Source organism: Streptomyces cyanogenus (assembly GCF_017526105.1).
Lineage (GTDB): Bacteria > Actinomycetota > Actinomycetes > Streptomycetales > Streptomycetaceae > Streptomyces > Streptomyces cyanogenus.
The window spans coordinates 1,921,032-1,941,659 of the sequence record NZ_CP071839.1; the positions used below are offsets into that span (position 1 = coordinate 1,921,032).

At 73.7% G+C, this 20,628-nt stretch carries 16 protein-coding genes and 5 tRNA genes; 8 read left to right on the forward strand and 13 right to left on the reverse strand.

The genetic code is table 11. The annotated features are described in order from the left end of the window. Positions 1-45 precede the first annotated feature (45 nt). Positions 46-867 carry an aminotransferase class IV gene (locus tag S1361_RS08515; protein ID WP_208031237.1) on the reverse strand — a complete coding sequence of 274 codons (822 nt, stop codon included), beginning with the start codon at positions 865-867 and terminating at the stop codon, positions 46-48. Continuing rightward, the gene (locus S1361_RS08520; protein WP_208031238.1) at positions 864-1,907 is read right to left on the reverse strand and encodes a chorismate-binding protein; all 1,044 of its coding nucleotides are present in this window, start codon (positions 1,905-1,907) and stop codon (positions 864-866) included. Before S1361_RS08520 ends, S1361_RS08515 begins: the two co-directional genes overlap by 4 nt. A gap of 178 nt (positions 1,908-2,085) precedes the next feature. On the opposite strand from S1361_RS08520, the gene S1361_RS08525 reads away from it, so the two are divergent. From S1361_RS08525 to S1361_RS08545, 5 genes are all read left to right on the forward strand, one after another. Beyond that, positions 2,086-2,158, forward strand: a tRNA-Gly gene (locus tag S1361_RS08525). A gap of 38 nt (positions 2,159-2,196) precedes the next feature. Beyond that, positions 2,197-2,270, forward strand: a tRNA-Cys gene (locus tag S1361_RS08530). A 1-nt stretch (position 2,271) separates the two neighbouring features. Next, a tRNA-Val gene (locus tag S1361_RS08535) sits at positions 2,272-2,343 on the forward strand. A gap of 38 nt (positions 2,344-2,381) precedes the next feature. After that, positions 2,382-2,453 (forward strand) — tRNA-Val (locus S1361_RS08540). Positions 2,454-2,482: 29 nt separating this feature from the next. Then, positions 2,483-2,554 (forward strand) — tRNA-Val (locus S1361_RS08545). Between the two features lie 52 nt (positions 2,555-2,606). On the opposite strand, the gene S1361_RS08550 is transcribed toward S1361_RS08545, so the two are convergent. Together S1361_RS08550 and S1361_RS08555 are read right to left on the reverse strand one after the other, a co-directional pair. Then, a complete protein-coding gene (locus S1361_RS08550; RefSeq protein ID WP_208031239.1) occupies positions 2,607-2,903 on the reverse strand; it encodes a TFIIB-type zinc ribbon-containing protein in 297 nt (98 codons plus the stop codon). 80 nt (positions 2,904-2,983) lie between these two features. Beyond that, a complete protein-coding gene (locus S1361_RS08555; protein WP_208036521.1) occupies positions 2,984-3,934 on the reverse strand; it encodes a phosphotransferase family protein in 951 nt (316 codons plus the stop codon). 1,166 nt (positions 3,935-5,100) lie between these two features. Between S1361_RS08555 and S1361_RS08560 the strand changes: the two genes are divergently transcribed. Continuing rightward, positions 5,101-6,576 (forward strand): serine/threonine-protein kinase, encoded by a 1,476-nt coding sequence (locus S1361_RS08560; RefSeq protein WP_208031240.1) that lies wholly within the window; start codon positions 5,101-5,103, stop codon positions 6,574-6,576. A gap of 44 nt (positions 6,577-6,620) precedes the next feature. Here S1361_RS08560 and S1361_RS08565 read toward each other — a convergent pair whose 3' ends face one another. The 8 genes from S1361_RS08565 to S1361_RS08600 all read right to left on the reverse strand — a co-directional run bounded on the left by S1361_RS08565 (position 6,621) and on the right by S1361_RS08600 (position 18,602). Then, complete coding sequence (locus tag S1361_RS08565; protein WP_208031241.1) at positions 6,621-7,439, reverse strand: TrmH family RNA methyltransferase; 819 nt, start codon at positions 7,437-7,439, stop codon at positions 6,621-6,623. Positions 7,440-7,556: 117 nt separating this feature from the next. Then, on the reverse strand, positions 7,557-8,789 hold the full coding sequence (gene cobA / locus S1361_RS08570) for a uroporphyrinogen-III C-methyltransferase (protein WP_208031242.1): 1,233 nt from the start codon (positions 8,787-8,789) through the stop codon (positions 7,557-7,559). 140 nt (positions 8,790-8,929) lie between these two features. Further along, positions 8,930-13,435: a nicotinate-nucleotide--dimethylbenzimidazole phosphoribosyltransferase gene (gene cobT, locus S1361_RS08575; protein ID WP_208031243.1), complete on the reverse strand. Its 4,506-nt coding sequence runs from the start codon at positions 13,433-13,435 to the stop codon at positions 8,930-8,932. Positions 13,436-13,778: 343 nt separating this feature from the next. Beyond that, positions 13,779-15,002 carry a precorrin-6y C5,15-methyltransferase (decarboxylating) subunit CbiE gene (cbiE, locus tag S1361_RS08580; RefSeq protein WP_208031244.1) on the reverse strand — a complete coding sequence of 408 codons (1,224 nt, stop codon included), beginning with the start codon at positions 15,000-15,002 and terminating at the stop codon, positions 13,779-13,781. 90 nt (positions 15,003-15,092) lie between these two features. After that, positions 15,093-15,731 carry a GNAT family N-acetyltransferase gene (locus tag S1361_RS08585; RefSeq protein WP_208031245.1) on the reverse strand — a complete coding sequence of 213 codons (639 nt, stop codon included), beginning with the start codon at positions 15,729-15,731 and terminating at the stop codon, positions 15,093-15,095. A 206-nt stretch (positions 15,732-15,937) separates the two neighbouring features. After that, positions 15,938-16,768, reverse strand: a complete 831-nt coding sequence (locus S1361_RS08590) for a MetQ/NlpA family ABC transporter substrate-binding protein (protein WP_208031246.1) — start codon at positions 16,766-16,768, stop codon at positions 15,938-15,940. A 65-nt stretch (positions 16,769-16,833) separates the two neighbouring features. Next, positions 16,834-17,571 (reverse strand): methionine ABC transporter permease, encoded by a 738-nt coding sequence (locus tag S1361_RS08595; protein WP_208031247.1) that lies wholly within the window; start codon positions 17,569-17,571, stop codon positions 16,834-16,836. Beyond that, the gene (locus S1361_RS08600) at positions 17,568-18,602 is read right to left on the reverse strand and encodes a methionine ABC transporter ATP-binding protein (RefSeq protein ID WP_208031248.1); all 1,035 of its coding nucleotides are present in this window, start codon (positions 18,600-18,602) and stop codon (positions 17,568-17,570) included. The genes S1361_RS08595 and S1361_RS08600 overlap by 4 nt, the downstream gene beginning before the upstream one ends. 658 nt (positions 18,603-19,260) lie before the next feature. On the opposite strand from S1361_RS08600, the gene S1361_RS08605 reads away from it, so the two are divergent. Together S1361_RS08605 and S1361_RS08610 are read left to right on the forward strand one after the other, a co-directional pair. Continuing rightward, the gene (locus S1361_RS08605; protein WP_208031249.1) at positions 19,261-19,620 is read left to right on the forward strand and encodes a hypothetical protein; all 360 of its coding nucleotides are present in this window, start codon (positions 19,261-19,263) and stop codon (positions 19,618-19,620) included. A gap of 1 nt (position 19,621) precedes the next feature. After that, a complete protein-coding gene (locus tag S1361_RS08610) occupies positions 19,622-20,041 on the forward strand; it encodes a hypothetical protein (RefSeq protein WP_208031250.1) in 420 nt (139 codons plus the stop codon). 71 nt (positions 20,042-20,112) lie between these two features. On the opposite strand, the gene S1361_RS08615 is transcribed toward S1361_RS08610, so the two are convergent. Continuing rightward, positions 20,113-20,610, reverse strand: coding sequence for a GNAT family N-acetyltransferase (locus S1361_RS08615; RefSeq protein WP_208036522.1), 498 nt, complete (start codon positions 20,608-20,610; stop codon positions 20,113-20,115). Positions 20,611-20,628 lie beyond the last annotated feature (18 nt).

Sequence of the window (20,628 nt, forward strand, 5' to 3'; positions counted from 1 at the left end):
GGTGTTCTACCCACGGCGGCCGCCCGCGTCAGCCTGTTTTCCGGCTCAGGGGTCCAGGTCCTGCCCGGACCGCTCGTCGAAGGTCCGCATGACCCCGGCGGTCACCGGGCCCGGGGCGCCGGGCAGTTCACGGTCGTCGACCTGGCGCACGGCCTGGACGTCCCGCAGGGTGGAGGTCAGGAAGACCTCGTCGGCGCGCCGGAGGACGTCCAGCGGCAGGTCGGTCTCCTTGGCACCCGTCCACTCGATCACCAGCGCCCGGGTGACGCCGGGCAGGCAGCCGGAGGTGACCGGCGGGGTGTGGACCTCGCCGTCCAGGACGACGAAGACGTTCGACCCGGTGCCCTCGCAGAGCTGTCCGACGGTGTTGCCGAACAGGGCCTCGGAGGCGCCGTTCTGGTGGGCGCGGGCCAGGGCGACGATGTTCTCGGCGTACGAGGTGGTCTTGACGCCGGCGAGGGCGCCGCGTTCGTTGCGGGTCCACGGGACGGTGATCACCGCGGTGGAGTCCGGGCGGCGGGCGGTCTCGCCGACGGCGACCATGAGGGTGGGGCCGTGCTCGCCGCGGCCGACGCCGAGCGGGCCGTGGCCGCCGGTGTAGGTGATCCGCAGCCGGCCGAACGGCACCGGGTCGGCCGCCAGGACGGCCGTACAGGCGCGGCGCACCTCGTCGTGGTCGGGGTCCGGCAGGCCGAGGCCGCGGGCCGAGCGGGTCAGCCGGTCGAGGTGCCGGGTGAGCGCGAACGGCGTGCCGTCGACCGCCTTGACGGTCTCGAAGACGCCGTCGCCGACGGTCAGTCCGTGGTCGAGGGCGGAGACCCGGGCGGATTCCGCGTCCCGCAGCTCGCCGTCCAGCCAGATCCTCATGTGAGCGCTCCCTCGGTCACCGCGTACGTTCCCGACGCCACCGCGAGCAGCCGGGAGGCCTTCAGCTCCGTCTCGCGCCACTCCCCCTCGGGGTCGGACCCCCAGGTGATGCCGGCGCCGGTGCCGAAGCGCAGGGCGCCCGCGGCACGGTCGATCCAGAAGGTGCGGATGCCCACGGCCAGCTCGGCGGTGCCCCGGTCGGCGTCGACCCAGCCGATGCCGCCGCAGTACGGGCCGCGCGGTGCCGGCTCCAGCGCCTCGATGATCCTGAGGGCGCTGGACTTGGGGGCGCCGGTGACCGAGCCGGGCGGGAAGGCCGCGGCCAGCAGCTCCGGCCAGCCGGCGTCCGCCCGCAGCTCGCCGCGGACGGTGGAGACGAGGTGGACGAGGCCCGGGTGCTTCTCCACGGCGCACAGGTCGGGGACGGTCACGCTGCCGGTCGCGCAGACGCGGCCGATGTCGTTGCGGACCAGGTCCACGATCATCACGTTCTCGGCGTAGTCCTTCTCCAGGAGGTCCGCCTCGGTGCGCCCGGTGCCCTTGATCGGCCCCGACTCGACGGTGCGGCCGTCCCGGCGCAGGAACAGCTCGGGCGAGGCGGTGGCGATCTCCACGCCGTGCTCCGGCAGCCGGATCGTTCCTGCATACGGGGCCGGGTTGCCGCGTGCCAGCAGGGCGGTGAGGGCGTCCACGTCGGCGCCCGGGGCGACGGGCGCGCTCAGCACCCGGCAGAGGTTGGCCTGGTAGACCTCCCCGGCCGCGATGTGCTCGCGGATGCGGCGGACGGCCGCGGTGTAGGCGGCCCGGTCCAGGGAGGAGGTCCACTCCTCGGGCGCCGGGCCCCGCCACGCGCCGGGCACCGGCGCGGGCACCGGCGCCTCCCGTACGTCCGCGAAGCGGGCGCAGGTCAGCCGGCCCTCGAAGTCCGCGCAGACGGCCCAGAAGCCGGTCGAGTCCAGGGCCGCCGGATCACTGGTGACGTCGAGGAGGCCGGTGGCGACGCGGTCGCCGAAGCGGGCGAGAGGAGGGTGGTGGAGCACGTGGTCGAGTCTAGGGCGGCTGCCCGCGAGGCGGCTCCCGGATGTCCCGGAGCGGGCCCCGACCAGCGGGTCCGCCGGGTGCACCGCAGCACGCTGCGCAAACGCGTTTTTGTACTGGCCCGGGAATCCGCTAGAGTTCAACACGTCGCCGGGACGCGGAAGCGGACCGAAACGACAGGCGGACGTAGCTCAGTTGGTAGAGCGCAACCTTGCCAAGGTTGAGGTCGCGAGTTCGAGCCTCGTCGTCCGCTCGAAGGAAGAAGGGGTCGTCCCGATCCCCTACACTCCTGGTGGAGTGGCCGAGAGGCGAGGCAACGGCCTGCAAAGCCGTCTACACGGGTTCAAATCCCGTCTCCACCTCCAAGGACGATTAGCTCAGCGGGAGAGCGCTTCCCTGACACGGAAGAGGTCACTGGTTCAATCCCAGTATCGTCCACTGGATCTTCGGATCCTGGATCTTCTCGAAGATCCCCCGCGCGATTAGCTCAGCGGGAGAGCGCTTCCCTGACACGGAAGAGGTCACTGGTTCAATCCCAGTATCGCGCACTGTCCGTGACCCGCGGTTCACGGTCCGCGGACGATTAGCTCAGCGGGAGAGCGCTTCCCTGACACGGAAGAGGTCACTGGTTCAATCCCAGTATCGTCCACACAGCAAGAAGCCCCCGGCCGTCTCGTACGGCCGGGGGCTTCTTCGTGGGCTCAGCTGGAGAACAGCATGTGGCCGAAGCTCTTGTGCCGTTGGTGGCCGTAGTGACCGCCGTGGCCGCCGTGGCCGCCGTGCGGTGCGCCCCAGGCGGGCGCGGACGGGGCCGGGTACGCCTGCGGGGCCGCGGGCGGGGGCGGCGGGGCCGGCTGCGACCACTGGGCCTCCAGGCGGGTCAGCGCCTCCAGCTCGCCGTAGTCGAGGAAGATGCCGCGGCAGCCGCTGCACTGCTCGATCTGGACGCCGTTGCGGTTGTAGGTGTGCATCGGCGCATGACATTTCGGACACTGCATGGTCGGCTCAACTCCTCGCCGGTCGGTCCTGCTTGGTGTTTCCCCAGGACAGACTCCGTCCGGCCCCGGGCGGTTGCAGCCTAGTCCGGGAATCCGGGACCGGGGCGAGCGGGGCCAGGGGACCGGGTCGGGACGGACGGCATCCGTGCGCAGGCGTCGACCACGGCCCCCTCCACCTCGTCCAGCGGGCGGTCCGCGGCGAGCGCCTTGGTGACCGCCAGCGCGGCGGTCTGCACGGTGAGCGCGCGGGCCGGGACGTCCAGGGCGGGCCAGGGGTCTGCGTCGGCGGGTACGGCCGGGCCGCCGGCCTGCCGGTAGGCGGTCAGGAACCGCGTCCACTCGTCGGGCGGGAGGAGTCCGCAGGCGTACCAGGCGGCGGGGCGGGCGAGGTCCCAGGCCGGGACGCCGGCCCCGAGGTCGTCGACGTCGATCAGCTTCCAGGGGCCGTCCGGGGCCGGGTGCCGGACGAGCTGGCCGAGGTGCAGGTCGCCGTGACAGAGGGCCGGCGGGCCGGGCATCGGCGCCGCGGCCCGGGCCCAGGCGGGCAGCGTGGCCCAGGCGTCCAGGACCGGGCGGGCGGCCGCGTGGGGCGTGCCGCGGAGGGCGGTGCGGAGCCTGCCGAGGGCGCGGGCGGCCTTGGCGGGGCCGCGCATCGGGGGGAGGCCGCTGGGGACGGGCGTGCGGTGCAGCCGGGCCAGGAGGGTGGCGGCGGCTTCCCAGGGGGCGGCGTCCGGGTCGTCGGGGTCCACGGGGAGGCCGTACGGCCAGCAGGTCACCAGGCGGCCGTGGAGGGCGGCCGGGGTGGGGATCAGCGGGGGCAGGAGTACGCCGGGGAGGCGGGCGGCCGTGGCGACCCGGAGGGTCAGTGCGGCGGGGTCGGTGTCCGGGGCGTGGGCCTTGGCGACGGTGCCGGCGTGCCGGACCACGGTGGCGTCCTCGCGGTCGGCGAGGGGGGTACTGCCGCAGGTGCAGGGGGTGGTGGAGGGGCGGGGGTGGGCGACGGCCCTGGCCTTGGCGGTCAGTGCGGGTATGAGGGCGGGGGCCTCTGCTGTGCGGCGGGTACCGGTGCCGGTACGGGTGCCGGTACCGGTGCCTGCTTCTGCACCTGTGTCTGCGGTCAAGGCTGCCTCGGGCGGGGTCGGCTGTTCGGCTGAGGGTACCGGGGCGGGCCGGGGGCCGGGTCGCTTGCCCGCGCCTGGCGGCACGGGTGGACGCAGCCACGGAGGTTCTGCGCGGCCGGCCCACCACACGGCCGCAGCCGGAAGGCGGCCCCTGCCCGTCCCTCAGGAAACGGCCAATGCCGGCGCAGCTCCCCAGCTGCGCCGGCATCTTGTGCCGTCCGCCGCACCCCCGTCCCCACGGGGTTTCATGGATGGATGTCCCCGCCCGGACCGCTCTTCCGGGCCTGGGGTCGCCGCTCAGCGCCCCAGCATCACACCCACGGACGACGCCTGTGTGGCCACCGTCTCCCAGCCGTCGAAGACGAGCAGGAGCAGGGCCGCCAGGGGAAGGGCCATGAGCGTCGCCACCAAGGGGTGGCGACGGCCTGTCCGGCGTGGGACGAACGCGGGGCGTCGCGGTGCCGTGTGGGCCATGGTCCCTCTCCTGACCGTTTGATTGTTGTCGGCAGCGGCGGGTGCCTGACCTCGGGGGACGAGTGCCGCACCCGCCGCTTGACCACAAATCTAGGCGCGCGGCGCACACCGGGCGTCATGCCCTCGTACCGATTGCCGGGCCTCCCGGAGGATGAGCCATGACCAGGGAAGTACTCCCCTGGTTGGAGACACGGGCCCGGGTCTAGGGGTCTTCCCTGAGGGGCCGCCCACTCTGTCCGGGCATTTCCGAAGCGTCCTGCGGGCCGGAGCGAGTGACTTCGATCACTGAGGAAGGGTGCGGGAGGGGTGCCGCAGGTGGCTCGCGAGCCGGGGAGCGGCCGGGGCCGCGGGCCGCCGCCGCCCGTCGGGCTAGGGGCGTACGGCCCCGCGCGGCCGGCCTCCCGGTGAGCCCAACCTCCGGGCCCCGCTGGCCGGTTGACACCCCCGGTGACCGGAAGTCGCCGTCGGCCGGGGCTTCCTGAGCGTGTTTCACCTCTTTCGGACGGCCGCCACAATCCGACGGTCCGAGAGGGCGCGGCCTCTGCGCGCAGGCGGCCGTGGAAACGTAAGCTGTGCCACGTCACAGGGACCGGGCAGCGGGGATGAACATGGCGATGATGCGCCTGAGGCGCGAGGACCCGCGCGTCGTCGGCTCGTTCAGGCTTCACCGACGGCTCGGCGCGGGCGGTATGGGCGTGGTCTATCTCGGCTCCGACAAGAAGGGGCAGCGGGTCGCGCTGAAGGTGATCCGGCCCGATCTGGCGGAGGACCAGGAGTTCCGGTCGCGGTTCGCTCGCGAGGTGTCGGCGGCCCGGCGTATCCGCGGTGGCTGCACGGCCCGGCTGGTCGCCGCGGACCTGGAGGCCGAGCGCCCCTGGTTCGCCACCCAGTACGTGCCCGGCCCGTCCCTGCACGACAAGGTCGCCGACGAGGGGGCTCTGGGCGCGGCGGACACCGCGGCGATCGGGGCGGCCCTGTCCGAGGGGCTGGTCGCCGTGCACGAGGCGGGTGTCGTCCACCGGGACCTGAAGCCCTCCAACATCCTGCTGTCCCCCAAGGGGCCGCGGATCATCGACTTCGGCATCGCCTGGGCCACCGGTGCCTCCACGCTCACCCACGTGGGCACCGCGGTCGGCTCCCCCGGCTTCCTCGCCCCGGAGCAGGTGCGCGGCGCCGCGGTCACCCCGGCCACCGACGTCTTCTCTCTGGGCGCGACCCTGGCGTACGCCTCGACCGGCGACTCCCCCTTCGGGCACGGCAGTTCGGAGGTGATGCTGTACCGGGTGGTGCACGAGGAGCCGCAACTGCACGGCGTACCGGACGCGCTGGCCCCGCTGATCCGGGCCTGCCTGGCGAAGGACCCCGACGAGCGGCCCAGCACCCTGCAACTGTCGCTGCGGCTCAAGGAGATCGCCGCCCGGGAGGCACAGGGCCTGGACGGCGTACGGCCGCCCGCTCCGCGTGCCGCCGAGGCGGACCTGCCCACCGGGCGGCTCGTCGACACCTACCCCGAGCAGCAGCGCACCCAGCGGCGCGCCTCTCCCGGTACGCCGCTGCCGCGCGGCGGGACCCCGGCCCGGGGCGGTGTGCCGTCACGCGGCGGATCGGCCGCGCGCGGTGAGGTACCGGGCAGGATGTCCCCGCGGGGCGAGGTGCCGTCCCGTGGCGGGTCCGCCTCGCGCGGCGGCAGCGGTCCGCGCGGTGGCGGTGCCGCCGCCTCCCGGCCGGGTGGGGGGCGTCCCACCCCGGCGCCGCGCGGTGGCCCGCGCTCCGGCAGCGGCCGTCCCGTGCCGCGCGGCGGTTCCGGGCGGCCGGGCCGGCGGCCGGTGCGGATCAGCCTGCGGCCGGCCAACCCACGGCTGCTGCGGCAGCGGCTGTTCGTGTTCGTGGTGGTGACGCTGCTGGTCGCCCTCGGTATCGCGGTGGCGCAGGGCTGTCAGGGGCCGGCGCGCGGGCTCGGGGACGACGGCGGGGTGCGGCGGCAGCGGCACGCGCAGCCGAGCCACCCGCCGTCGGACGACGGCAAGGTGGTGTCCGACCGGCAGGCGTCGGCAGTGAGCCACGACGCCGGGAACTGAGCGCTGCGGGCCCGCCGGTCCACGGCGTATCGCGGGTGTCCTGGTCAGGACTCCGGTCGGCCCGTGGCCACCGCGTAGAAGGCGACCGCGGCGGCCGCGCCGACGTTGAGCGAGTCGACGCCGTGGGACATCGGGATGCGGACCCACTCGTCGGCCGCGACCAGAGCCTGCGTGGACAGTCCGTCGCCCTCGGCACCGAGCATCAGGGCCACCCGGTCCATCCTGTGCGGGGCGGCCTCGTCCAGGGTGCGGGCCTTCTCGTCCGGGGTGAGGGCGAGCAGGGTGAAGCCGGCCTCGCGGACCGAGTCCAGACCCTTGGGCCAGGTCTCCAGACGGGCGTACGGCACCGAGAACACCGCGCCCATGGACACCTTGACGCTCCGTCGGTACAGCGGGTCGGCGCAGTCGGGCGACAGCAGCACCGCGTCCATGCCGAGGGCGGCCGCCGACCGGAATATCGCCCCGATGTTCGTGTGATCGTTGACGGATTCCATGATCACGACCCGGCGGGCGGTCTGCAGGAGGTCACCGGCCGTCGGCAGCGGCTTGCGCTGCATGGAGGCGAGGGCGCCACGGTGCACGTGGTAGCCGGTGACGCGTTCGGCGAGTTCCGGGCTGACGGCGTACACCGGGGCCGGGAGTTCGTCGATGACGTCACGCATGACGTCGATCCACTTGGCCGAGAGCAGCATCGACCGCATCTCGTAGCCGGCCTCCTTCGCCCTGCGGATGACCTTCTCGCCCTCGGCGATGAACAGGCCCTCGGCGGGCTCGCGCCTGCGGCGCAGCTCGACGTCGGTCAGGCCCGTGTAGTCGGCCAGGCGCGGGTCGTCGGGATCCTCGACGGTGATGAGATCGGCCACAGGGTGATACTGCCTTGTCCTGGGTGTGGTGCCAACGGCTGGGAAGGGGTGGGTTACCCCGGGTTACGCGTGATCAAGCCAAGGTCGTCGGTGGTCACGCGGTGCTCGGGCGCGGTCTCACGCCGGGGTCTGGGAGCCGACCCGGACGACCTCGCCGATGACGATGACCGCCGGGGGCTTCACCTCCTCCGTCCGTACCGTCTCGGCGACCGTGGCCAGGGTCGCGTCCACGCGCCGCTGGGCGGCCGTCGTGCCCTCCTGCACCAGGGCGACCGGCGTCTCGGGGGACTTGCCGTGCGCGACGAGCGTCTCGGCGATCTTGCCGATCTTGTCGACGCCCATCAGGATCACGAGGGTGCCGGTGAGCTTCGCCAGGGACGGCCAGTCGACCAGCGAGCGCTCGTCGTCCGGGGCGACGTGGCCGCTCACGACCGTGAACTCGTGGGCCACGCCCCGGTGCGTGACCGGGATGCCGGCCGCACCCGGCACCGAGATCGAGCTGGAGATGCCCGGCACCACCGTGCACGGGATGCCGGCCTCGGCGAGCGCCTGGACCTCCTCCATGCCGCGGCCGAAGACGTACGGGTCGCCGCCCTTGAGCCGGACGACCGCCTTGCCCTGCTTGGCGTGCGCGATGAGCGCGTTGTTGATGGCCTCCTGGGCCATGAAGCGGCCGTACGGGATCTTCGCCGCGTCGATCACCTCGACGTGCGGCGGGAGTTCGGCGAGCAGGTCGCGCGGGCCGAGCCGGTCGGCGATGACGACGTCCGCCTCGGCGAGCAGGCGCCGGCCGCGGACCGTGATCAGGTCGGGGTCGCCGGGGCCGCCGCCGACCAGGGCCACGCCGGGGGTGCGGGTGCGGTGGTGCGGGGCGACGAGGGTGCCGTCGCGCAGGCCCTCGACGACCGCGTCACGGATGGCGGCGGTGTGCCGGGGGTCGCGGCCCCGCGCGTGCGTGGTGAGTACGGCGACGGTGACGCCCTCGCTGTGGCCGGTCGCCGGGGTCCAGGCGGTCGCCTGGTCGGCGTCGTCGGAGCGGACGCACCACACTCGGTGGCGCTCCGCCTCCGCGGAGGCGGCGGCGTTGGCCTCGGGGTCGCTGGTGGCGATGAGGGCGTACCAGGCCTCGGCGAGGTCGCCGTCCTGGTACGCGCGCCGCACCCAGGTGATCTCCCCCGCGTCCGCCATGGCCTCGACCGAGGGGGTCGCGTGCGGGGAGACGAGGACGATGTCCGCGCCGGCCGCGATGAGCGCCGGGAGGCGGCGCTGGGCGACCTGGCCGCCGCCGAGGACGACCACGCGGCGGCCGGAGAGGCGAAGGCCTACGGGGTAGGCGGGGTGTTCGGCCATGAGGGGCGGCTCCTCGTGCAGCTGTGCGATGGGCGCGCTGCACCTTCGGAGCGGCCCTGACGTGCAGATTTTAAGTGGTGGACAGGGCACGGGACACGGGTGGTCCGACAGCTGAACACCGGACCACCCGTCCCGCGGGCCTACTTCTCCGTGACCCCCGCCGAATCGAACGTGGCCACCTCGTGCATGGCCCGCGCGGTGCTCTGGACCAGCGGCAGGGCGAGCAGGGCGCCCGTGCCCTCACCGAGGCGCAGGTCGAGGTCGACCAGCGGGCGCAGGCCCAGCTTGTTGAGGGCGGCGACGTGGCCGGGCTCGGCGCTGCGGTGGCCGGCGATGCAGGCCGCGAGCACCTCGGGCGCGATGGCGCGGGCCACCAGGGCCGCGGCACCGGCGCTGACGCCGTCCAGGATCACCGGCGTACGCAGCGAGGCACCGCCGAGCAGCAGGCCGACGATGGCCGCGTGCTCGAAGCCGCCGATCGCCGCGAGGACCCCGATCGGGTCGGCCGGGTCCGGCTGGTGGAGCTCCAGGGCGCGGCGGACCACCTCGGTCTTGCGGGCCAGGGTCTCGTCGTTGATGCCCGTGCCGCGCCCGGTCACCTCGGCCGGGTCGGCGCCGGTGAAGACCGAGATCAGCGCGGCGGACGCGGTGGTGTTGGCGATGCCCATCTCACCGGTGAGCAGCGCCTTGTTGCCGGCCGCCACCAGGTCGCGGGCGGTCTCGATGCCGACCTCGATGGCCGCCCTGGCCTCCTCGCGGGTCATCGCGGGGCCGGTGGTCATGTCGGACGTACCACCGCGGATCTTGCGCGGCAGCAGGCCCGGGGTGGCCGGCAGGTCGGCGGCCACGCCCACGTCCACGACGCACACCTCGGCGCCGACCTGGGCGGCGAAGGCGTTGCAGACGGCTCCCCCGCCGAGGAAGTTGGCCACCATCTGGGCCGTGACCTCCTGCGGCCAGGGGGTGACACCCTGGGCGTGCACGCCGTGGTCGCCGGCGAAGATCGCGACGGCTGCGGGCTCCGGGATCGGCGGCGGGCACTGCCGGGAGAGCCCGGACAGCTGCGCGGAGATGATCTCCAGCATGCCGAGCGCGCCGGCCGGCTTGGTCATGCGCTTCTGGCGCTCCCACGCCTCGCCGAGCGCCTTGGCGTCGAGCGGGCGGATCTGTGCGACGGTCTCGGCGAGCAGGTCGTGGGGTTCCTCTCCGGGCAGGGCGCGGCGGCCGTACGTCTCCTCGTGCACCACCCAGGACAGGGGGCGTCGCTTGGACCAGCCGGCCTGCATCAGCTCGGGCTCGTCCGGGAACTCGTCGACGTACCCGACACACAGGTAGGCGACGACCTCCAGGTGCTCGGGCAGGCCGAGCGCGCGGACCATCTCCCGCTCGTCGAAGAAGCTGACCCAGCCGACGCCGAGGCCTTCGGCGCGGGCGGCGAGCCAGAGGTTCTCCACCGCGAGCGCCGAGGAGTAGGGCGCCATCTGCGGCTGGGTGTGACGGCCGAGCGTGTGCCGGCCGCCGCGGGTCGGGTCGGCGGTGACGACGATGTTGACCGGGGTGTCGAGGATCGCCTCGATCTTCAGTTCCTTGAACTGCTTGGCCCGGCCCTTCGGCAGCGACTTGGCGTAGGCCTCGCGCTGACGCATCGCCAGTTCGTGCATCGTCTGCCGGGTCTCGGCGGAGCGGATGACGACGAAGTCCCAGGGCTGCGAGTGGCCCACGGACGGCGCGGTGTGCGCGGCCTCCAGGACTCTGAGCAGCACCTCGTGCGGGATGGGGTCGCTGCGGAAGCCGTTGCGGATGTCGCGGCGCTCGCGCATGACCTTCAGGACGGCCTCGCGCTCGGCGTCGGCGTAGCCGGGCGCGGCCGGGCCGGTGGACTGTCGTGCTTCCGCCACTGCGGCCGTGCTCTCTTCCTGTTCGGCGGCCCTGGTCTGCAGGTCCTCCGCGTGCTGTACGACATCGGGGGCGGGCTCGGCGTCGGGCGCGGCCGGTACGACGTCCGGCTCGCCCTCGCGCGGCGCGGGCACCGTGGCCACGGCCTCCGGCTGCTCCTGCGGGCCCTGCGGGTCCTGCGCGGGCAGGACCAGGGGCTGCGGCGGGGTGGGCGCCAGGTGCGGGGTGGTGGGCACCTGGCCCTCCACCGGCACGAACTGCCCGAGCGGCTGCTCCGGGTCCGGCTCCACCGGCAGTCCGGAGGGCAGCCGCTGCTCCGTGTCCTGCGCGGGCGCGGCGGCTACGGCGGCATCCGGTGCCTGCGGCTGCTGCTGCGCCGCGGCCTGGGCGTCGGCTGTGTGCCGGGCGGCCTCGGCGAGCTGCGGGCCCTGGGCGGCGTGGGGCACGGCCGGCTCGGCCGCCTCCGCGGCACCGGGGGTGTCGGCGGCTGCGGGTGCGGCGGGCTGCTCCGTGCCGGCGTGCGGGGCCGCTGCGGCGGACTCCGCTACGGCGCCGGGGGCGTCGGGGACCGGCTGAGCCGTGACCTGGGGGGCGACCGGCTCGGCGGCCTGGACGGCCGCCGGGGCGGGAGCCGCGGCGATGTGCTGGGGGGCGTCCGGTGCGGCAACAGCCGCGCCGGTCTGCTGGTCCGTGGCCGGAGCGGCAGCCACCGCCTCGGCGGCCAGGGCCGCGTCCTGGGCGCCGGCTACGTCGGCCGCCTCGGCCCCACTCTGGTCCTCGACGGCTGCTTGGGCCTCGACGGGAGCTTGGGCCTGGGCGGCCGCCTGGGCCTCCACAGGAGCTTGGGCCTGGGCGGGCGCCTGGGCCTCGACGGGAGCTTGGGGCTGGGCGGGCGCCTGGGCCTCCACAGGAGCTTGGACCTGGGCGGGCGCCTGGGCCTCGACGGGAGCCTGGGGCGGGGTGACGCCAGCGACCTGTGGGGCGTCGGCGACCTGCGGCGCGGCAGCAACCGGCTCGGAACCATTGGCCTGCGGCACGGCAGCAGCCGGCACAGCATCCGCGGCCTGCGCCGGGGCGGCAGCCTCCGGTGCTTCGGCGGGCTGGGCAACACCGGTCGGCTGCACGGCATCCGCGGCCTGCACAGCGGTAACAGCCTCCGGCGCGCCGACAGACTGAGCAGCACCCGCCGGCGGCACGCCGTCCGCGGCCTGCGCGACGGCAACAACCTCCGAGGCGTCGACAGACTGAGCAACACCGGACGGCTGCACGGCATCCGCGGCCTGCACAGCGGCGACAGTCTCCGGGGCCTCGGCGGGCCGCGCGGCAGCCGAGGGCTGCACGACGTCGACACGCTCCGCGGCCTCGACGGCGGGCCCCGCTGCGGCAGCCTGTGCGGCGTCGGTCCGTACTGCTTCGGCCGCCCGGGCGACCTCGGCCGGCTGCGTGCCCTGCTCCGGCCCGGCGGGCGCGGCGTGCTGGGCCGCGTCGGCCGTCTCGACGGGTGCGGGACCGGCCTCCGAAGTGACTTCGGCGCCGGCGGTCTCCGCGGGCTGCGCGTTGTCCGGTGTCTCGGCCGGTACGGCCTGTCCCGGCGCCGACTCGACCGGAACGAACTGTTCCGGCGCGTCCGCCACGGGGGCCTCCGGCATCGGCTGGGCCTGGGCGGCGCCCGGCTCGACTCCCTGTGCGCCGCCCGGCACCTCGGCGGCCTGCGCCGGACCGGGTTCGCCACCCTCCGGGGCGGCAACGGCACCGTCGACAGCCTCTGCACCCGGCCCCGCCGCAGCCGCCTCGACCGCGGCAGCCGTACCGGCAACGGTCCCGCCGTCACCGGACACCACACCCGCTTCCGCACCCACGGCACCCGGGGCAGCCTCGGCACCCGGCCCCGCCGCAGCCGCCTCGGCCGCCGCAGCCGTACCGGCAACGGCCCCGCCGTCACCGGACACCACACCCGCTTCCGCACCCTCCGCAACCGGGACACCCTCGGCGGCCGATGCGGTGTACACCCCGTCATGGGCGTGCACCGGCTGGGCCCCGTCGTGGCCGTGCACGACCGGCACCTGGCCGGTGTCGCCGACCGGGGTCTGGGCCGCCGCCTGGCTCGCGAGGCGGGCCATCGCGGCCTGTGCCGCGTCGGTCTGCCCGGCGGGCGTGGCCGGACCAACCGTTTCGGCAGCCGGTGCCTGGGTGCCGGCCTGGGCCGGTGCCGAGCCCCAGGGGGCCGCGCTCTGCGGAGCCATCTCGCGCAGCGGCTGGCCGTCGAGGTACTCGGGGCCGGCGGTCTGCGGCCCGGGCTGCCGTACCGGCGCTCCGGCGGGGCCGCGGTCGGCGAGGGAGCGGACCGGGCTCGCGGAGGAGTCGGGGATCGGCGGGCCCAGGTGCAGCGGCCGGCGCGGCGGCTGCGGCGCGGCCGCCGGGTCGTGCGGCGCCGTGAGGATGGGCGACGGGGTGGCGGAGACGGGGCCCGAGTCGGGCAGCCGGACACCGCTCAGGTCGACCGAGCCGCTGTCGCGGCCTGCCGTCTCGTGCGGACCCGGCTCGTGGACGGCCTCAACCACCGGCTCCGGAGCGGGTGGCGGCACTTCGTTGCCCCACGCGCCCTGGGCACCCGGCAGCAGCAGGTCTTCGTCCTCGGCGGGCGCCTCGGAGAGGTAGGTGTACGCACCGTGCGCGGGGACGCCCGGCTGCTCCACCATGCCTGCGCTCTCCGGCTGCCCCTCGCCCGGGACCTGGCCGGTGTCGGTCATGCGTACCCCTCGCCCATCGGTTTGTGCTCCTACGACCAGCTCACCCGGAACGGCGCACCGACCGCCCCGCAGTGAAGAACGAGCGTCCGTGCCCAGCGGCACGAACGACCCGCCGGAAAAGGCGACAAAGCCATTCAGTGGCATTGTCCCGGTCGTTCCGCCGTCGCGACAGCATGATCCGCGACAGCCCGCTGTGGACTGCGCCACGTTGCGCGTCCTCCGGTTCCGCAGTACCGCACCCACCCCAAAACGGGCGTGCGATCCGGACATTGGCGAACGAAGTTCGGGCCACCGGTGCGGTACAACGATCGGCCAGCCTACCGCGCGCGGTACGACAACAGGATCACGGGGCGCGGTCCGGCAGGACCCCGCTGAGCAGGAACGCTACGTTCCGCTCGGTCTCCGTCCAGGCCCGGGTGTCGAGTTCGACGGACTGGAGGAGGGCGCACTCGACCCGGTACCCGTGCTCGGTCAGATCGCGGCCGACGCGCTCGGCGGCGTCGCGGGTCGCGGCGTGCGTGACGATGCGCTGCGGACGCCGGTCGGCGACCGCGGAGACGACGGCCGGTCCCCCGCCGCCGACCCGCACGACGTCCGGCTCGGGCAGGCTTTCGAGGACGTGCGGGGCGCTGCCGTGGACGATCTGGAGCCGGACCCCGAAACGGCGCGCGGCGCCGTCGGTGCGGGCGCAGGCGCCCGGGTCGTGGTCGACGGCGATGACGGCCGCGCCGGCGCGCGCGGCCTCGGCGGCGAACGCGCCGCTGCCGCAGCCGATGTCCCACACGAGGTCGCCGATGCGGGGCCCGAGGCGGGCGAGTTGGGCGGCGCGCAGCAACTGCGTCTCGCCCTCGCCGAGACCGCCGCCCGGTCCGGCACCGTAGCTCTCGTCGGGCTGCACCCAGCCGCGCGGGCCGGTGCCCGGGTCGCGGCCGGCGATCCAGCCGCCGCTCTCCCCGGCGCCGACGGGCCCGCCGATGATGATGACGACGTTGGGGTCGCGCCAGGTGTGGTCGGCGGCCTTGTCCGAGGTGACGATGCTGACCTGTTCGCGCTCGGTGCCCAGTTCCTCGCAGACGACGAAGGTGCGGTGCACGCCCTCCAGCAGCAGGCCCAGTTCGGCGGGGCCGGCGCCCGGTGAGGTGAGGACGGCGACCTTGGTGTGGGCGCGGCAGACGTTCACGGCCCGGCGCAGGGTGCGCGGGTGGGCGACGACGACCTGGGCGTCGTCCCAGGGCATGCCGGCGCGGGCGAAGGCGGCGGCGACCGAGGAGACGCCGGGGACGACCTCCACTTCAAGGCCGAACTCCGGGGCGCGCAGGGTGCGTACGACGCCGAAGAAGCCGGGGTCGCCGTCGGCGAGCACGACCGCGGTGCCGCGGTGGGCCGCGATGCGGCGGGCGGCCAGGGCGAGGCTGCCGAGGCGGACGCGTTCGGCGGTGGGCGGCACCTCGGGCAGCGCCAGGTGGTGGGCGGCACCGGCCACGAGAGTGGCGGCGCCGAGGGCGGCGCGTGCCGCGGCGGTCAGCGGCGAGCCGTCCCAGCCGATCACCGTGACCCGGTCGGCCATCGTCGTCAGTCTCCTGGGGTTCTGCGCAGGTCTTCGGGAACAGGAAGCCCGGGGCGGGCTCCGTGAGGGTACCTGGTGGAGCCCGGGGGCTCAGTTCCAGTCCGAGTACGAGGTGAAACCACCCGTGTCGGCGAGCTGCTCGCCGACACCGGCGAGGTCCTCCGGCAGCAGGCTCCAGACGATGACGTCGGTGCGCACCTCGGTCCAGGTGCCGTCCCCGGTTCTGGCGCGGGCTATCCAGGCGTTGCGCAGGACGCCCTCGCTGATGCAGCCGATCTTCTGGGCCACCTGCTGGGAGGCGGTGTTGTCGGCGGCGGTGCGCAGTTCGAGCCGCTCGAACTTCCGGTCGTGGAAGAGCCACTGGGCGGTGGCGAGGGCCGCTTCGGAGGCGTAGCCCTCGCCGCGGGCCCAGGGAGCGACGACGTAGGCGATCTCGCTGGACCGTACGCGCCAGTCGGTGTTCCTCAGGTGGACGATGCCGACGAGCCGCTGGGTGAGGAACTCGGTGACGGCGAGGACGATGCCGCGGCCGGCGGTGCGCTCCTCGGGGGCCAGCCGGGTGATCCACTCGCGGGCGTCGGCCTCGGTGTAGGGGTGCGCGACGGTGGTCCAGGCGACGACCTGCTCGTCGTTCATCATCTCGGCCAGGGCGGGCACGTCGTCCTCGTCGAGGGGGCGCAGCACCAACCGCTCCGTGCTGATGGAGATGTTGGGGAAGGTGCTCGTCATGCGCCGCTCCGTAACCTTCGGAAAATCCTCGAAAGACCGTACGGGCCGTCAGGCCTGCTGAACTGCCCAGCATGCAGCATGAAACCACTGAACAGCACAACGGGGTCCACACCCGGTGAGGGAGCGGACCCCGTGCGTGGCGAAACGCCGTGTGCGTGCCGTCAGCCGCCGGTCGGCGGCAGGACGGGCCCGTGGTACCTGTCGGCTCAGAACGACGGGATGACGGAGCCCTGGTACTTGTCCTCGATGAACTTCTTGACCTCGGGCGAGGTGAGGAGCTTCGCGAGCTTCTTGACCCGCGGGTCCGACTCGTCGCCCTTCTTCACGGCGAGGAAGTTGCCGTACGGGCTGTTCTTGGCGGACTCCAGGACCAGCGCCTCCTTGGCCGGCTTGAGGCCGGCGGAGATGGCGTAGTTGCCGTTGATCACGGCCGCGTCCACGTCGTCCAGGGAGCGTGCGGTCTGGGCCGCCTCGACCTCCTTGAACTTGAGGTTCTTGGGGTTCTTGGTGATGTCCTGCGGGGTGGCCTCGGAGCCGACGCCGTCCTTGAGGGTGATGAGCCCGTTGGCGGCGAGCAGCTTCAGTGCACGGGCCTCGTTGACGGCGTCGTTCGGCACGGCGATGGTCGCACCGCTCTTCAGGGCGTCGGCCTTCTTGATCTTGTGGGAGTAGAGGCCGAGCGGCTCCAGGTGCACCGTGACGACGGGCACGATGTGGGTGCCGCGCTTCTTGTTGAAGTCGTCCAGGTACGGCTGGTTCTGGAAGTAGTTGGCGTCCACCGAGCCGTCCTCGGTCGCCGTGTTCGGCGTGATGTAGTCGGTGAACTCCTTGACCTCCAGGTCGAGGCCCGCCTTCTTCGCCAGCTTGTCCTTGACGAAGTCGAGGATCTCGGCGTGCGGGGTCGGGCTCGCGGCGACGACCAGCGGGCCGTTGCGGTCGGAGGAGCCGGAGTCCTTGCCGGAGCCGCAGGCGGTCAGCCCGAGGGTGAGGGCTCCGGTGGCGAGGACGGCGGTGGTGAGCTTGGCGGTGTTACGCACGAAAAGTGCCTTTCCTTAAGGGTGGTGCGACCCCGTGTATGGGTGGTACGGGGAGTCTGAGGGGGTTACGCGACCTTGCCGACGTCGGCCGCCGCGGGCTCCTTGGCCTTCAGCAGGCGGAGCTTGGGCGCGGGGCCGGACCGGCCGCCCCGGCGGTGCAGGGCGCGGGCCGCGTAGTCGCCGGCGAACTGGATGACGGAGATGACGACGGCGAGGATCGCGACGGTGATCCACATCATCTGGGTCTCGAAGCGCTGGTAGCCGTAGCGGATGGCGATGTCTCCGAGGCCGCCGGCGCCGACCGTGCCGGCCATGGCCGAGTAGCCGATGAGGGCGACGATCGTGGTGGTGGTGCTGGCGATCAGGGAGGGCAGCGACTCCGGTACGAGCACCTTGCGGACGATGGTCCAGGTGTTGCCGCCCATCGACTGGACGGCCTCGACGAGCCCGCCGTCCACTTCGCGGACGGCCGTCTCGACCAGGCGCGCGAAGAAGGGGATCGCGCCGATGGCGAGCGGCACGATGGCGGCCTCGCGGCCGATGGTCGTCCCGGTGATCGAACGGGTGAGACCCATCAGCGCGACCATCAGGATGATGAACGGCATGGAGCGGGCGACGTTCACGACCTGCCCGATGACCTTGTTGGCGACGACGTTCTGCAGCAGGCCGCCCCGGTCCGTCAGGACCAGGAGGATGCCCAGCGGAAGGCCGCCGACGACGGCGATCAGGGTGGACCAGCCGACCATGTACAGCGTGTCCCAACACGCCTGCGACAGCAGCGGCTGCATCTCCGGCCAGGTCACTTGGCACCTTCCTTCACCAGCAGGCTCTCCTGGCCCACCACGTCGATCTGCAGGCCCTGTTCGCGCAGGAATCCGACCGGCACCACGTTGTCCTCGTAACGACCGGGCAGTTCGATGCGCATGCGGCCGATCTGGAGGCCGCCGACGGTGTCGATGGCGGCGCCGAGGATCGAGATGTCGATGTTGTACGTACGCGAGAGCTGGGAGATGACCGGCTGGGTGGCGGCCTCGCCGTGGAAGGTGACGTCGAGGACGGTCCGGTCGGCGCCGGTCGCCTCGCCGCCCACCGGGAAGAGCGCGGCGGCGAGCTCGGAGCCCGGGGTGGCGAGCAGCTCGCTGACCGTGCCGGACTCCACGATCCGGCCCTTCTCCATCAGGGCGGCCGAGTCGCAGATCGACTTCACGACGTCCATCTCGTGGGTGATGAGCAGGACGGTCAGGCCCAGCTGGCGGTTCAGGTCGCGCAGCAGCTGGAGGATGGACCGGGTGGTCTCGGGGTCGAGGGCGCTGGTGGCCTCGTCGGAGAGGAGCACCTTGGGGTCGCCGGCGAGGGCACGCGCGATGCCGACGCGCTGCTTCTGACCGCCGGAGAGCTGGGCGGGGTAGGCCTTCGCCTTGTCGGCGAGGCCGACCAGGTCGAGCAGTTCCAGCGCCTTGCGGGAGCGGGCCCGGCCCGCTTGGCCGAGGATCTCCAGCGGCAGCTCGACGTTGTCCTGCACGGTCCGCGAGGACAGCAGGTTGAAGTGCTGGAAGACCATGCCGATCCGGCTGCGCGCCCGGCGCAGTTCCCTGCCGGCGCGCGGGCCGCGGCCGGCCAGGGCGGTGAGGTCCTGCCCGGCGACGGTCACGGTGCCGGAGGTGGGGCGCTCCAGCAGGTTGACGCAGCGGATGAGGGAGGACTTGCCGGCGCCGGACTGGCCGATGACGCCGTAGACCTCGCCTTCGCGGACGTGGAGATCGACGCCGTCGAGGGCGGTGACCTCACGGCCGCGGGAGCGGTAGACCTTGGTCAGGCCCGAGGTGGTGATCACGTGGGTTTCCGTCACTGTCGAGTGCACGGGCGTGGGTGTGCCCGGGCACGGGTGCATGCGGTTCCGGCATGGAGGGTGGTGCTTCGTCTCGTGCGGTCTGCGGCGCACGGACATGCCACGGCTCTCGCTTCGGGGCTCCCCCACCCTCGGCTTCGCTCGAGCGGGGGCCCCATGGCTCAGCTGATGCGGGGGCCCTCTAGAAGGCGCACATTCGACACATCAGGCGACACATACAACGAGCACCGGGCGTCATGGTCGCCTCGGTCGCAAGGGTGCGGCTGCTCGTCGTGGTCATGCGATCAGTAAACCAGACGAACGGTCCTGACCGGCCGCGGCCGTCCGCATGGTGGACAGCGGCGGACAGGGCCGGCCGGCCGCTCGGCCCCGGACGGCGATGTGCACTCCCCCGCCGGTGGCCAGTCCCGACAAGGCCGACGGCTCCCGCACCACCGGGTCGGCGTCCGGTTCGTCGGCCCGGCGGGTTGTGGCCAATGCCACGGTGCCACGGCGGGCGGCCCGGCCGCGGTCCGGCCGTCCGCCCGTGCAACTCCACGCGTGCGCACTCCTCCGCGGTGCTCCCGCACGCCCGTGCCGTGGGGGTCCCCCGTACGGCAGGGGCGGCGGCTGCGGCCCGTTTGCGCCGTAATAGGGTCGCGGCATGCTCAATGTCCTGACGCTGGTGACCGGGGTCGCCGCGCTGTTGCTCGCCGCGTGGTGCGGCTGGGCCGCGTACCGCGACCAGCCGACGAAGGACTGGCACTTCATCGGCATGGCCGTGGTGTCGCTGCTGGCCTTCGTCCAGCTGGCGATCGGCATCGTGCAGCTGGCGCGGGGCGAGAAGCCGGAGCAGGGCACGACGATCTTCGTGGCGTATCTGCTGGGCGCGTTCGCGTGCGTGCCGGCGGCGGGCCTGATGTCGCTGGCCGAGCGGACCCGCTGGGGCTCGGTGACGGTCGCCGCCGGCGGTGTGGTGCTGGCCGTCCTGGAAGTGCGGCTCTACGACATCTGGGGAGGCTGAGGTGACCGCGGTGGAGGAGAAGCCGGTCCGGCTGATCGGCGGGCCGGGCATGCTGCTCGTCTGGTTCTACGGCGTGATGGTGGTCGGCGCGGTGTCGCGCTCGGCGTACCAGATCGCCACGGAGTTCGACCGGGCGCCGCTCGCCTACTCCCTGTCGGCGGTGGCGGGCCTGGTGTACGCCTTCATCACCTACACCCTGATCCGGGGCGGGGAGAGGGCCCGGCGGGCGGCGTTGGTGTGCTGCGCCGCCGAGCTCGCGGGTGTCCTTCTCGTCGGTACGTGGACCCTGGTCGACCGGTCGGCGTTCCCGGACGCGACCGTGTGGTCGTACTACGGGGCCGGGTACGTCTTCATCCCGGTGCTGCTGCCGGTCTCCGCGGTGTACTGGTTGCGGAAGGCGCGGGAACGCGGCGGTTCCTGAGGAGGGTCCGTGGCCGCGGGCCGTCCGTGGTCGCCCCCGCGGTTCACCCGCCCCTCGCGGGGCGCTCTCCCTCACGCCGTCTGGACGAAAGCCCCCGCCTGCTTCTCCAGGATGATCATCTCCACCCCGTCGTCGCCCTTGGCCCGGCCCACCGTCTGGTAGCCGACCCGGCGGTACAGGCGCAGGTTGCCCTCGCTGCGGTGGCCGGTGAAGAGGCGGAACCTCTTGGCGCCGCGCTCCGACTCCAGCGCCGTCTCCGCCGCGCGCAGCAGCCGCGCGCCGATGCCGTGGCCCTGGAGGCGGGGGTGGACGCAGAGCTTGCCGATGGCCGCCGCGCCGTCCTCGGTGAGCTTGCCGCGCACCGAGCCGACCACCTCCTCGCCGAGCCGGGCGACGAAGACGCAGTCGGAGGCGACCTCCTGACGGACGGAGTCCAGGGTCTGCACGAGCGGGTCGATGCGGTAGTTGCCGTACAGCGCCGCCTCGCCCTGGAAGCACAGGTACTGGAGCCGGAAGATCTGCTCCGCGTCCTGCTCGGTCGCCACCGAGATGGTCACGCTCATGCCCATGTGCGCACGCCTCCCGCT

Bases quoted from the DNA above. Each gene is read 5' to 3' on its own strand.
- S1361_RS08515 (WP_208031237.1), bottom strand. From the start codon at position 867: ATGAGGATCTGGCTGGACGGCGAGCTGCGGGACGCGGAATCCGCCCGG.
- cobA (WP_208031242.1), bottom strand. From the start codon at position 8,789: ATGGCCGAACACCCCGCCTACCCCGTAGGCCTTCGCCTCTCCGGCCGC.
- S1361_RS08605 (WP_208031249.1), top strand. From the start codon at position 19,261: ATGCTCAATGTCCTGACGCTGGTGACCGGGGTCGCCGCGCTGTTGCTC.
- S1361_RS08615 (WP_208036522.1), bottom strand. From the start codon at position 20,610: ATGGGCATGAGCGTGACCATCTCGGTGGCGACCGAGCAGGACGCGGAG.
- cobT (WP_208031243.1), bottom strand. From the start codon at position 13,435: ATGACCGACACCGGCCAGGTCCCGGGCGAGGGGCAGCCGGAGAGCGCA.
- S1361_RS08585 (WP_208031245.1), bottom strand. From the start codon at position 15,731: ATGACGAGCACCTTCCCCAACATCTCCATCAGCACGGAGCGGTTGGTG.
- cbiE (WP_208031244.1), bottom strand. From the start codon at position 15,002: ATGGCCGACCGGGTCACGGTGATCGGCTGGGACGGCTCGCCGCTGACC.
- S1361_RS08550 (WP_208031239.1), bottom strand. From the start codon at position 2,903: ATGCAGTGTCCGAAATGTCATGCGCCGATGCACACCTACAACCGCAAC.
- S1361_RS08560 (WP_208031240.1), top strand. From the start codon at position 5,101: ATGAACATGGCGATGATGCGCCTGAGGCGCGAGGACCCGCGCGTCGTC.